Source organism: Chryseobacterium subflavum, assembly GCF_055762745.1.
This window is the reverse complement of record NZ_JBVTMR010000004.1, coordinates 162,838-175,103: the sequence shown is the minus strand read 5'-3', so window position 1 is coordinate 175,103 and position 12,266 is coordinate 162,838. Positions and strand designations below refer to the sequence as shown.

Genomic DNA, 12,266 nt, shown 5'->3' with positions numbered 1-12,266 from the left:
TATATGTTTAAGACTAAAGATGCTTGGATGAATTTCTTTTATTCATTCGGTGCTGCAATTGTAATCCTTGGAGCTTGGCTTAAGATTACTCACATTAACTTGGGACCAATCAGTGGTAACGTTGCTCTTACAGTAGGACTTATTACTGAAGCAATCATCTTCATTATTTTCGCTTTCGACCCTCCAAAATCAGAAGAGTCTTATGCCTGGGAAAATGTTTATCCTGAATTGTTAGATAAACATGCTAACCCGAACCCTTTACATTCTAATGTTTCTTCAAGAAATAATGCAGCTGCTCAATTTGCAGAATTAGAGAACTCTCTTTCTACAAAATTGGATAAAATGTTACAGGATGCTAAATTAGATGTTCAATTGTTTGAAAGATTAAGAACAGGAATTGATAAATTTTCAAATTCAGTGGATCAGATCAATCAGACGGTAGATGTTTCTGCTTCTACTCACAAATATAATGATCAGTTAAACATTGCCGCTCAGCACATGGAAAGCATGAACGCTTTATACGCGATGCAATTGGAGAATGGTAAAAGACAATCTGAATTTGCCAATAAATATGTGGCAGATATGCAGAAGTCTGCTGAGCATTCAGAAAAATTCAACCAGGAGTTACAAGGTTTAACATCAAACTTAAATAATTTAAACAGAGTTTATGGTGGTATGTTAACTGCTATGAAGTCTTAATTTCCAAACCATTTCTAAATTTAATTTTTAATCCAAACAAAGAAAAAGAATGGCACAAGGAAAACAGACTCCACGTCAGAAGATGATCAACCTAATGTATTTGGTGTTCATCGCTATGATGGCCCTAAATATTGATGCGGAAATCATCAGATCTTATTATGATTCGACTAAAGCTCTTAATGAAACAAGAACTTTAACAGAAAGAAAGAATGAGAAAATTTTTGAAAAAACTCTAGAATTAAAGGCACAACAAGTGCCGGATACTTATGCTACTCCATGGGAACAGTATAAGGTTTTAAAAGCTAAAATTAATGCCTTAGTAGAAAGTGCTGAAACAATTAAAACTAAATTAAAAACTGAATCAGAATTCTCTGATAAAGTGGATGTAAGTGAGAATTTTGCAGCTCTTAATAATAACGAAGCAACTACGCATTATTTTTTTGCTGACGGAGATGAAAATAGCCCTTCTAAAGGAGCATTGGAATTGAAGTCCAAAATTGATGAAGTAAGAAATTATATTGTAGCAACTTTCGGAAAAAACAATCAGTTAAATGATTTGATTGAAAGAGCCAATAAATCTTTAATTGCTGAATACCCTAAAGGAAAATCTCCAAACGAGAAAACATGGTTTCAGAATAAGTTTTATCATCAGCCTTTAATTGCAGCAATTTCTAACCTGGAAATTATCCAGAATGATGCGAGAAACGTACAGTCTGATGCATTGGCCTTATTACTTCAAGAGAAAGTAGATGCTAGTATTAAATTCAGCAGCTATGAGCCAATTGTTGCAGGACCTGTTGATATTCAGGCTGGAAAACAGGCTGAAGTAAAAGTAATGTTAGGTACTTATTCTAATAGCAATAAGATTAGCATTACGGGAGTAAATAAAGTAGAAAATGGAAAAGGAACAATTTCTATTTCAGGAAATGGTATTGGAGAGCATAAACTAAACGGTACTATTACTTTAACAGATGCTTCCGGTAAACCTCAAAGTTTCCCTTGGACGCATACATATAATGTAATTGCAGGACCAAGAGAAGTAAAACTTGAAAAAGGATTATTACTTTCTCCGGATAAGATGAATGTATTGTACAGAGGATTAGAAAACCCGGTATCTGGTTCTATCCTGGGTGCTGACAATTCTAAATTATCATTATCTGCTCCTGGTGCTGTAGTAAAAGGTAATGGTCCTGGAAAATGGAATATTATTCCTTCTACGGGTAATACTGTGAAATTAACATTATCTGGAACTGATCCTTATGGTAAAACGGTATCTCAGGTATTTGAATACAGAATTAAGAATGTTCCGGCTCCTCAAGGTCAGATGAGAGGTCAGACAGTATTGAATATTCCTGCTACTTCGATTCCAAATCAGATGGTACAGGCAGCAATACCAGATTTCGATTTCCCTGTTTCATTCACTGTTAATCAGTTTATGGTGAAAGTACCTGGTAGAGCAGCATTGCTGATCAAAGGTAATAGTCTTGAAGAGGCTGCCGGATTGGTTAAAAATGTAAGAGCGGGTGATGTAGTGTATGTTTTTGATATTAAAGCGACTGCTACAGGATTAGGAAATCAAACATTGAAGAATATCTCTCCTGTTGTAATCAATGTTCAGTAATTTTAATAAGTTAAAATAATATTATGAAAAAATATATAAGCGCTTTTTTAGTAGTAGTTTCGGGAGTTGCTTTTTCCCAGACTATTCTGAATGCTTCTTCTCCTGAAGAGTTCAGACAAATGAGAGCTGAAAACAAGCAGAAAGTTGGAGATACTATTGTTGATAAAACGGTAAAACCTTTGGAATACGGTTTTGTTGAGGACAAAGATATCTTAAAAAGTATGTTTGTTTGGGAGATTATTGACATGAATGATAAGATTAATCAGCCATTATACTATGATAATCCTGATGGTCTTCTTGCTACTCAGACAAGATCTTTATATCAATTATTGCTGGATGCTGCAATAACAGGTAAAATCCAGGAAGTTTATGATGATGAGAATTTTGTAACTAAATTAACTCCTGAAGGGATTCAGAAAAGATTGGAAAGTGTAAGAGTTTCTGATGCTGCTATCGATATCCTAAACTCTGGAAGACAGCTTACAGAACAGGAGAAAAAAGAATATACCGATATTTTTAAAACGACGACTGATAAAGTTAAAGTATTAAAAATTATGGGTATGTGGTTTATCGATAGAAGAGATGGTCAGATGAAATACAGACCACTGGGTATTGCAGCAATGGGACCAGATCCTGCTGTACAAGGTAGAACAGGACCAGACGGACAACCTTTGGCCGGAGCTAATGAGCTTATTGACCTGTTTTGGATTTATTACCCAAGTGCAAGAGAGATATTAGCGAATAACTTCGTGTATAATAGAAAAAACTCTTCTGCTGATCTTTCTTTCGATGATATCATCAATGCTAGAAGATTTTCTTCAATTATCTATAAATCTTCAAGTGGTTTAGGAGATGGTGTAATCAAAGATTATATTCCTAGAAATGCTGATGAGCAGATAGAAGAAAGCGACAGAATTAAAGCACAGATTCTTGACATGGAAAATGATATGTGGAATTATTAATATTTCACTTGATATTTATACAAAACCTGAGTATTTTTACTCAGGTTTTTTTATTATGAAAAATGTAGACTATATTATTGTAGGGGATGGATATGCCGGGCTTTTTTTTGCCCATCAGTTAATACAGAATAATAAATCATTTATTATTTTTTCCGAGAAAAAGAAAAGTGCTTCACAGGTCTCTGCAGGAATCATTAATCCTGTGGTATTAAAGAAATTTACAACGTTCTGGTTAGCTCAGGAACAAATAAATACTCTAAAAAGAACCCTTTTAGAAATTGAATCATATACAGGGAGAAACTATTTGATTGATAAGCCTATTCATCGGGTTTTCCATGATGAGAATGAACAAAAGCTTTGGGTTAAGAAGTCTGATCATTTAGAATTACAAAACTTTTTGAATAAGGAGTTTCAAAGTTTAGAAGGAATTAATAATCCTTTTAGTACGGGAATCGTTAATCAATCTGCGAGATTGGATGTCAGTAACTTTTTTAACGATTTTTTCAATTATTTTGAGGACAAAGGAAATCTTATCAATGAGAAGTTTGATTATGATAGTTTAGATGTGTCTGGATCCGAATATGAAGGAATTCGTTTTAAGAATATTGTTTTTTGTGAAGGAATGGGGGTAATGAAAAACCCGTACTTTTCAGACATTGCTGTAATTCCAAACAAAGGGCATCATATTAGGGTCAAATTATCAGAAAAAATTTCAACTGCCGATACCATAAAGAAGAAACATTTTTTATTTCCCATTGATAATGGACTTTATTTTTATGGTGGCACATACGATCGTGAGCAATTGCATCACGAAATTGATGATTCTGCGGTAGACCAGCTGTTAAGAGGGTTATCTGAAGTATATCCTTACGATTTTAAGATACAGGAAGTTAATTTTGGTTTCAGGCCGACTGTGAAGGATAGGAGACCTATTATTGGGAGTCATAGTGAATATTCCAATATGTATGTTTTCAACGGATTGGGGGCGAGGGGAATATTAAACGGATGTTATTTTTCCGGAAGTTTGTATCAGCTTATAGAGAAAGGAATTCCTTTACCTGATGAAGTTGCCCTTAAAAGGTTTACATAATACGTGTATGTTTTTCGTTACCTAATTAAAAAATTAGTATATTCAGGATATGTGAATTCTATAAAAATGAATGAAAATATTCTTGGTATTGTGGCAGGTGTGCTCACTTCTGTATCGATGGTTCCTCAGCTTATAAAAGTTCTTAAAGAAAAGAATGTTGAAGATATTTCATGGATCATGCTTCTGGTTCTTATTTCCGGTTTGTCTTTATGGGTGTGGTATGGATTGCTGAAGGATGAACTTCCCATTATTTTATCCAATGCATTTGCTGTCGTGCTGAATGTGGTACTTTTAATCTGTTATATGATCTATAAAAAAAAATAAAAGGCACTTTCTCATGAAAGTGCCTTCTTATCTGTATACATTTCTATTTATTCTTGTAGGGAAAATTTTGCCAAGGGTGCCATTTTAGCTTTATTAAGACTCAGGATTTTGCCATTTACAGAATAATTATCTGCAGCCAATAAAGCCTTGGTAAAACGTTGTTCTATTTCCAGATCATCACAAGCCATCATGGTAGAAATCCCCTGATTGAACTTGATACGCATAATGTCCTGTTTGATTTCAAAAGTACCTCCCAGACCATTACATCCAGCGTTTCCTTCGTACCGCATGTCAGTCATATTCAATTTGAAATAAGGATTATTTTTCGGGTTTTTTAGCTGTATAGGCTGACCGTTAATTTCAATCAGTTTCCAAGTTTTTCCGGTAATATCATTACTGTTCTTATCGGCTGTTTTTGCAGTACAGCATATCGCCAGGATAAGTACAGAAAGTATTAAGACATAGTTGTGTAGTTTTTTCATGGGTATTGTTTTTAATTAAAGCATCTGATTTTTAGTTTGACAAAACTAATATGATGCCATTTTGCTGGCAGTGGCACCTTTCTTTTCCTGTTTGTGGTGGAACAAGACCATGTCAACATTTCTTTTTAGAAAAGTTATATTTCCTCTGATATTAGAATACTGATACTCTGGATTGGATGCAGTATAATCTGGCAGATCTTTGTTCTTTTTAAGTTCGTAAGATTTACCATCAAGGTGAATAACAGCCGTATTATCTGTATTATTAATTGCGACTTCTATTTTATCTCCATAATTGTCTGTAAAAACTTCTTTGGTAATATCATCTGTTTCTACAGGTTGAGAGGCGATAACTTCGGGTTCTTCTTTGGCTGAGCTTTTACATGCTGCTACGGAAACTACAGCGAGAACAAGGATAATAATGTGAACTATTTTTTTCATAAGTATTTGTGATTAGGTGTTTCATTGGTTACTTGTTTGTGAACTGTAAAATTACAAAATATTTACGGTGTATTTGTTAATTTTTAATAAATTAATTAAATATTCATATCAATAGTATGGAATGCATCTTTGTTTCGGAAATGGTTATTTTTATTTTTTTTAACGATTGTTTCTGTTTTACGGAATTATTTGTATTGGCAATCTACACTGTATTTCCCATTAGAAATGATGAAAAAACCTGTTGTAATCTCAGGTATCTGGATGCCGGGAATCGAAAGAAAATAAATCAATTCCGATGATTGATATTTGTGAGTGAGTTAAATTTTGTTAATCTGTATAAAAATATTCAAATCTAAGCTTACCTTTGCCACTTCAAAATGAGAAACTATATTGTGTATTTTTTGACGAGTCTATTTCTGCTTTTCATAGTGGAAAGCAAAATCAATGTCAAAACATTACATAACCATCTACCTGTTTCTCATCATTTACCTAAAAAAGCCAATCGTTTAAATCAGACCTACGATAAATTATCGATCCAGCAAATGCCGGATGGTGTTGATAATTCTTCTTTAGAGCTTACAGAAGAAGATTTTCAATGGTCGGATAGTGTTCAGGATGCTATTCTTTTTGTGGGCGTTTTCGGTTTGGTATATTTCTTCGGACTATTTAATTATAAAAAATTAAAAGCCCGTATTCAAGGATTTGTTTCCAATTATTCCTCTGTAAAAAAGTTTATTCTGATCCGATCTATCAGAATTTAAAATTCATTTTTCAATGTATGATTCTACTCTGATTACAGAGTGGAGCAGTATGCGTTGTGCTTGTTGGTAGTGGGCATAGCGTTCTCTCTCAATTACCATTTCTATTCTATTAAAACATTAACGATTTATATAATTTCAAAATTATGAAAAGAGCTGCCTCGGGCATTGCGCTAAGCACCCTCTTGTTATTTGTTGGCTGTCACAACAAAAAAGAAGAAAAAGAAGAAGTAACAACCTTTCCGGTTACGTCTCCGGTAAAAATGGATACTGTAATCAACAAAGAATATGTTACGCAAATCCAATCTGTAAAAAATATCGAAGTCCGTGCACAGGAGAAAGGATTTCTTGAAAAGATCTACGTGGACGAAGGTCAGTTTGTTCACGCGGGACAGACTTTATTCCGTATTATGCCTCAATTGTATCAGGCTGAATTAATGAAATCCAAAGCTGAAGTGGAACAGGCCAATATTGAATTAAAAAATGCAAGTACATTAGCCAGTAATAATATTGTTTCAAAGAACGAACGAGCAATGGCAAAAGCTAAGCTTGATGCTGCTAATGCAGAAATGAGACTTGCCCAGATTCATTTATCATTCACCGATATAAAAGCTCCGTTCTCAGGAATTATTAACAGGATTCCATTGAAACTCGGAAGTCTTGTCGATGAAGGAGATCTGTTGACCAGTTTGTCTGATAATACCAATGTTTACACTTATTTTAATGTATCAGAACCCGAATATCTGAATTATCAGACTCATGCCGCAGATAGAGGAAGTAAAGAAGTAACTCTTATTATGGCTAATGGAGATGCACTTCCTCAAAAAGGAGAGATCCAGACTATAGAAGGGGAATTTGATAATGAAACGGGGAATATAGCCTTCCGGGCAAAGTTTCCCAATCCTGATAAACTTTTGAGAAATGGAGAAACAGGAAAGGTAAGAATGACCCTACCGCTCAGAAATGCTTTAATTATTCCACAAAAGGCTACTTATGAAATTCAGGATCAGAAATATGTGTTTGTCGTTGGCAAAAATGGCGTATTAAAATCCCGGAATATAAAAGTGGCTTATGAATTACCTGATCTGTATGTTGTGGCTTCAGGCCTGGCAGCAGGAGAGCAATTTCTCTTAGAGGGCGTTCAGAAAGTGAAGGACGACCAAAAAGTAAAAGTGAAATTCCAGGATCCGCGGAAAGTAATTCAATCATTGAAATTAAAAGCAGAGTAGTGTACTCGTAAAATGAAGCTGTATGTTTAAGAAATTCATTCGCAGACCTGTTCTGTCTATCGTAATCTCATTGATTATTGTGTTTATGGGAGTTTTATCACTTGTTAAGCTGCCCATAACACAGTTCCCGTCCATTTCTCCGCCTAAAGTAAATATTACTGCGGAATATCCGGGAGCAAACAATGAACTGTTAATTAAATCTGTAGTTATTCCACTGGAAAGAGGACTCAATGGTGTTCCGGGGATGAAGTATATGACTTCTGACGCTGGAAACGACGGAGAAGCCTCCATCCAGGTTGTATTTGATTTGGGAACTGATCCGAACGTTGCAGCAGTAAACGTTCAGAACCGGGTATCTTCAGTGGTTAACAAACTTCCTCCATTGGTTGTCCGAGAGGGGGTGAAGATCACACGTGAAGAGCCTAACATGTTGATGTATATCAACCTCTATAGTGATGATCCCAAAGCTGACCAGAAGTTTCTGTTTAACTATGCGGACATCAATGTAATGTCTGAATTGAGAAGGGTAAGTGGCGTTGGTTTCGCTGATATCCTGGGAACCCGGGAATATGCGATGCGTGTCTGGCTAAAACCGGACAGATTAACAGCCTACGATATTTCAGCAGACGAAGTAATGGAAGCTTTGAATGAGCAGAGTTTAGAGGCTTCACCGGGGAAAACCGGAGAAAGTTCGGGAAAACGTTCTCAATCATTTGAATATATTCTAAAATATCCTGGTCGTTTTAATAGTGAAAAAGACTATGGAAACATTATCCTTAAGGCAAAGTCAGCCGGGGAGTTTGTAAGACTGAAAGATGTAGCCGATATTGAATTCGGAAGTTCAATGTATGATATTTATTCAACATTGAATGGTAAACCTTCCGCGGCAATTACAGTGAAGCAATCTTACGGATCCAACGCAAGTGATGTTATTAAGAATGTAAAAAACCTGATGGCTGATCTTCAGAAAACTTCTTTCCCTAAAGGAATGCATTATGACATCAGTTATGACGTATCCAGGTTCCTGGATGCTTCGATTGAAAAAGTGGTTCATACCTTATTTGAAGCTTTTATCCTTGTGGCGATTGTGGTGTTTCTTTTTCTTGGTGATTGGCGTTCAACATTGATTCCGGCCTTAGCGGTTCCGGTGTCATTGGTAGGAACATTTGCCGTAATGTCTGCATTTGGGATCACATTGAATATGATTTCACTTTTTGCGCTTGTAATGGCGATCGGTGTAGTTGTGGATGATGCCATTGTGGTTATTGAAGCCGTCCACGCCAAAATGGAAGAAAAAAATCTTTCACCATTAAAAGCAACGGAAGAGGCGATGCATGAGATCAGTGGAGCGATTATAGCAATCACTTTGGTAATGGCGTCTGTATTTATTCCTATTGCATTCATGTCAGGACCTGTAGGTGTTTTCTATCGTCAGTTCTCTATTACGATGGCTTCTGCAATTATACTTTCAGGGGTTGTGGCATTGACACTGACTCCGGCTTTATGTGCTTTAATTTTAAAGAATAATCACGGAAAGGCAAAAAGAAGAACTCCGATTACGATATTCCTGGATAAATTTAATGGGTTATTTACTAAAGGAGCCGGGAAATATGAAAAGTTACTGAATAAGACCGTAACGAAAAAGATGTTTACGCTTCCTTTGTTGTTAGCTTTTTGTTTATGTACATTCTTTTTAAGCAATTCACTTCCATCAGGGTTTATTCCTAGTGAAGACCAGGGGATGATCTATGCTATTATTCAGACTCCTCCGGGATCTACTTTGGAAAGAACAAATCAGATAGCAAAAGAACTTTTAAGAGAATCGGAAGATATTGATGGAGTACAGTCTGTTTCTTCCCTTGCTGGTTATGAAATTCTAACAGAAGGAACAGGATCTAACTCCGGAACCTGTCTTATCAACCTCAAAAGCTGGGAAGATCGTAAAGAATCTGCCGCAGAAATCATTGAGAAACTAGAAGAAAAAGCCAAAAATATTCCGGGTGCCAATATTGAGTTTTTTCAACCGCCTTCTATTCCGGGATATGGTGCTGCCGGAGGTTTTGAGCTTCGTCTCTTAGATAAAGCGGGTAGCGGGGATTACCATAAAATGGAGCAAGTAAGTAATGACTTCGTTAAAGAGCTAAAAAAACGTCCTGAACTTGGATCAGCGTTTACCTTTTATTCAGCAAGTTTCCCGCAATATATGTTGAGAGTTGATAATGACCTGGCGGAGCAAAAAGGAGTGACTATTGCCAATGCAATGGATAATTTATCAACATTGATTGGTTCGAACTATGAAACCAGTTTTATTCGTTTTGACAGACCTTATAAGGTAATCGTTCAGGCAGGGCCGCAATATCGTGCATTACCAACTGATTTATTGAAGCTATATGTTAAAAACGATAAGGAGCAAATGGTTCCATATTCAGATTTCATGAGGCTTGAAAAAGTATATGGATTATCTGAGATTACAAGACATAATATGTATAATTCCTCAGAGGTAAGTGGAACCCCAGCACCGGGATACAGTAGTGGACAGGCGATCAAAGCCATTCAGGAGGTTGCAGATAAAACTCTACCGAGAGGATTTGGAATCGACTGGGCTGGTATTTCCAAAGATGAAGTAAGCCGTGGAAATGAAGCCATATTTATTTTCCTTGTATGTCTTGGATTTGTATATCTTATTCTTTCTGCACAATATGAAAGTTTCATTCTTCCTTTGCCAGTAATTCTTTCTCTTCCTACAGGGATATTTGGAGCATTTTTATGCCTGAAACTTTTAGGGTTGGAAAATAACATCTATGCTCAGGTGGCGATGGTAATGCTTATTGGTCTCTTAGGAAAAAATGCCGTATTGATTGTTGAATTTGCCGTACAGAAAAAGGCAGAAGAAGGAATTTCTGTAGTGAAAGCTGCTATCGAGGGAGCAACAATCCGTTTCCGTCCTATCCTGATGACCTCATTTGCGTTTATTGCCGGATTGATTCCGTTGGTAATGGCAACGGGACCGGGAGCAGTCGGAAACAGAACAATCGGAACTGCAGCAGCAGGAGGAATGCTGATAGGGACCATTTTTGGATTAATGATCATTCCTGGATTATACTATATTTTCGGAACGATTGCTGAAAAGTCCAGGCTGGCAAGATATGAGGAAGAAAATCCTTTAACAGAACAAACTGAACCTTATGAACATGATGGAAAATTTGAAGACTAAATCAATACTTACAGCCATAGCATTATCCCTTGTTTTATCAAGTTGTAAAGCACCTATGGCAACTGTTATAAAAGACGAGGTAAAAGAAAATGTACCTCAGAACTTTGGAGAAAATGATCAGCAGGATGCTAATACCAACAGTGGAACAACTCCATGGAGGCAGTTTTTTACTGACCCAAATCTTGTAGTGCTGATTGAAACCGCCCTGAAAAATAATCAGGAGCTGATGATTACCTTACAGGAAATTGAAATCGCAAAAAGCGGAGTTCTTTACAAGAAGGGTAAATTGAGTCCTACAGTAGAGGCAAAACTGGGAGCGGGGTTGAAAAAATCCGGACGTTATACCAGTGAAGGAGCAGGAGATGCAACTACGGAGATTGAACCCGGAAGAGAAATGCCTGATCCACTGGGTAATTTTGAAGGAGGGTTAATGGCAAACTGGGAGATTGATATCTGGAAAAAACTCAGAACAGAAAAAGAATCTGCTGTAGCCCATTATCTGTCTACAGTAGAAGGAAAGAATTTTGTTCTTTCCAGCCTTATTGAAGAAGTGGCGGACAATTATTATGAATTGCTTTCACTTGACAACCAGTTGGATATTATTCAGCAGTACATCAAGCTACAGGATAAGGCGTTGGAGATTTCTAAAATCCAGAAGGAGGCTGCTGCAGCAACAGAACTGGCCGTAAAGAAATTTGAGGCAGAATTAGCGAAGTCTAAGGCAACGGAATATACAATCCGTCAGCAGATCACTGAAAAGGAAAATGAGATTAATGCTCTTTTAGGAAGATTTCCACAGCCGATTGTAAGAACTAAGGAAAGCTTTATGTCTACAATTCCTCAGACCGTTTACACCGGTATCCCATCGCAATTATTAGCCAATCGTCCAGATATCAAACAGGCTGAATTGGAATTAAAATCTGCAAAACTGGATGTGGAAGCTGCGCGAAAAGAATTTTATCCTTCCCTTGAGATCTCTGCAGCGCTTGGACTGGAAGCTTTCAAACCTTCTTATCTGGTAAAAATGCCCGAGTCTATCGCTTATAATCTGGTAGGAGAAGTAGCAGGGCCTCTGATTAATAAAACTGCGATTAAAGCTAATTTCCAGACTGCTGATGCAAAACAGATACAAGCATTGTATGAATATGATAAAACTATTCTGAATGCATATCTGGATGTTGCTAATCTGATGTCGAAAGTTAAGAATATTGATCAGTATTATAAGCTGAAGTCTGAGGAAACTCATGCACTAGATCAATCTATTGATATTGCCAATCAATTGTTCAGAAATTCAAGAGCAGACTATCTTGAAGTATTATTAAATCAAAGAGATGCTTTAGATGCCAAAATGGAATTGGTAGAAGCAAAAGAAAAACAGCTGAGTACAGTTGTTGATATTTATAAGAGCTTAGGCGGAGGCTGGAAGTGATTATAAATCTTTAATGTTTT

The 12,266-nt window shown here is 36.4% G+C and carries 11 protein-coding genes; 9 read left to right on the top strand and 2 right to left on the bottom strand.

Going from position 1 to position 12,266, the window contains the following annotated elements:
• The first annotated feature begins 3 nt into the window (after nucleotides 1-3).
• The 5 genes from porL to AC0INN_RS18155 all read left to right on the top strand — a co-directional run bounded on the left by porL (nucleotide 4) and on the right by AC0INN_RS18155 (nucleotide 4,696).
• Entirely contained in the window at nucleotides 4-699 is a 696-nt protein-coding gene (gene porL, locus AC0INN_RS18175; RefSeq protein WP_172283877.1) for a type IX secretion system motor protein PorL/GldL, read from the top strand.
• A 49-nt stretch (nucleotides 700-748) separates the two neighbouring features.
• Nucleotides 749-2,320 carry a type IX secretion system motor protein PorM/GldM gene (gene porM, locus AC0INN_RS18170; protein WP_172283879.1) on the top strand — a complete coding sequence of 524 codons (1,572 nt, stop codon included), beginning with the start codon at nucleotides 749-751 and terminating at the stop codon, nucleotides 2,318-2,320.
• 23 nt (nucleotides 2,321-2,343) lie between these two features.
• Nucleotides 2,344-3,282 carry a type IX secretion system ring subunit PorN/GldN gene (gene porN, locus AC0INN_RS18165; RefSeq protein ID WP_172283881.1) on the top strand — a complete coding sequence of 313 codons (939 nt, stop codon included), beginning with the start codon at nucleotides 2,344-2,346 and terminating at the stop codon, nucleotides 3,280-3,282.
• A 55-nt stretch (nucleotides 3,283-3,337) separates the two neighbouring features.
• Entirely contained in the window at nucleotides 3,338-4,372 is a 1,035-nt protein-coding gene (locus AC0INN_RS18160) for an NAD(P)/FAD-dependent oxidoreductase (RefSeq protein ID WP_306614457.1), read from the top strand.
• Nucleotides 4,373-4,438: 66 nt separating this feature from the next.
• Nucleotides 4,439-4,696, top strand: a complete 258-nt coding sequence (locus tag AC0INN_RS18155) for a SemiSWEET transporter (protein WP_172283885.1) — start codon at nucleotides 4,439-4,441, stop codon at nucleotides 4,694-4,696.
• A gap of 47 nt (nucleotides 4,697-4,743) precedes the next feature.
• Here AC0INN_RS18155 and AC0INN_RS18150 read toward each other — a convergent pair whose 3' ends face one another.
• Together AC0INN_RS18150 and AC0INN_RS18145 are read right to left on the bottom strand one after the other, a co-directional pair.
• Complete coding sequence (locus AC0INN_RS18150) at nucleotides 4,744-5,178, bottom strand: META domain-containing protein (protein WP_273650781.1); 435 nt, start codon at nucleotides 5,176-5,178, stop codon at nucleotides 4,744-4,746.
• 45 nt (nucleotides 5,179-5,223) lie between these two features.
• Nucleotides 5,224-5,616 (bottom strand): hypothetical protein, encoded by a 393-nt coding sequence (locus tag AC0INN_RS18145; protein ID WP_172283888.1) that lies wholly within the window; start codon nucleotides 5,614-5,616, stop codon nucleotides 5,224-5,226.
• A 377-nt stretch (nucleotides 5,617-5,993) separates the two neighbouring features.
• Between AC0INN_RS18145 and AC0INN_RS18140 the strand changes: the two genes are divergently transcribed.
• The 4 genes from AC0INN_RS18140 to AC0INN_RS18125 all read left to right on the top strand — a co-directional run bounded on the left by AC0INN_RS18140 (nucleotide 5,994) and on the right by AC0INN_RS18125 (nucleotide 12,246).
• Nucleotides 5,994-6,377 (top strand): hypothetical protein, encoded by a 384-nt coding sequence (locus tag AC0INN_RS18140; RefSeq protein ID WP_172283890.1) that lies wholly within the window; start codon nucleotides 5,994-5,996, stop codon nucleotides 6,375-6,377.
• 143 nt (nucleotides 6,378-6,520) lie between these two features.
• Nucleotides 6,521-7,603, top strand: a complete 1,083-nt coding sequence (locus tag AC0INN_RS18135; protein WP_172283892.1) for an efflux RND transporter periplasmic adaptor subunit — start codon at nucleotides 6,521-6,523, stop codon at nucleotides 7,601-7,603.
• 22 nt (nucleotides 7,604-7,625) lie between these two features.
• On the top strand, nucleotides 7,626-10,817 hold the full coding sequence (locus AC0INN_RS18130) for an efflux RND transporter permease subunit (RefSeq protein WP_273650782.1): 3,192 nt from the start codon (nucleotides 7,626-7,628) through the stop codon (nucleotides 10,815-10,817).
• A complete protein-coding gene (locus tag AC0INN_RS18125) occupies nucleotides 10,789-12,246 on the top strand; it encodes a TolC family protein (RefSeq protein WP_172283896.1) in 1,458 nt (485 codons plus the stop codon). The genes AC0INN_RS18130 and AC0INN_RS18125 overlap by 29 nt, the downstream gene beginning before the upstream one ends.
• The last annotated feature ends 20 nt before the right edge of the window (nucleotides 12,247-12,266 follow it).

Excerpts from the sequence above, each read along its gene's own strand:
- porL (WP_172283877.1), top strand. The coding sequence starts at position 4 with ATGTTTAAGACTAAAGATGCTTGGATGAATTTCTTTTATTCATTCGGT.
- porM (WP_172283879.1), top strand. The coding sequence starts at position 749 with ATGGCACAAGGAAAACAGACTCCACGTCAGAAGATGATCAACCTAATG.
- porN (WP_172283881.1), top strand. The coding sequence starts at position 2,344 with ATGAAAAAATATATAAGCGCTTTTTTAGTAGTAGTTTCGGGAGTTGCT.
- AC0INN_RS18160 (WP_306614457.1), top strand. The coding sequence starts at position 3,338 with ATGAAAAATGTAGACTATATTATTGTAGGGGATGGATATGCCGGGCTT.
- AC0INN_RS18155 (WP_172283885.1), top strand. The coding sequence starts at position 4,439 with ATGAATGAAAATATTCTTGGTATTGTGGCAGGTGTGCTCACTTCTGTA.
- AC0INN_RS18150 (WP_273650781.1), bottom strand. The coding sequence starts at position 5,178 with ATGAAAAAACTACACAACTATGTCTTAATACTTTCTGTACTTATCCTG.
- AC0INN_RS18145 (WP_172283888.1), bottom strand. The coding sequence starts at position 5,616 with ATGAAAAAAATAGTTCACATTATTATCCTTGTTCTCGCTGTAGTTTCC.
- AC0INN_RS18140 (WP_172283890.1), top strand. The coding sequence starts at position 5,994 with ATGAGAAACTATATTGTGTATTTTTTGACGAGTCTATTTCTGCTTTTC.
- AC0INN_RS18135 (WP_172283892.1), top strand. The coding sequence starts at position 6,521 with ATGAAAAGAGCTGCCTCGGGCATTGCGCTAAGCACCCTCTTGTTATTT.
- AC0INN_RS18130 (WP_273650782.1), top strand. The coding sequence starts at position 7,626 with ATGTTTAAGAAATTCATTCGCAGACCTGTTCTGTCTATCGTAATCTCA.
- AC0INN_RS18125 (WP_172283896.1), top strand. The coding sequence starts at position 10,789 with ATGAACATGATGGAAAATTTGAAGACTAAATCAATACTTACAGCCATA.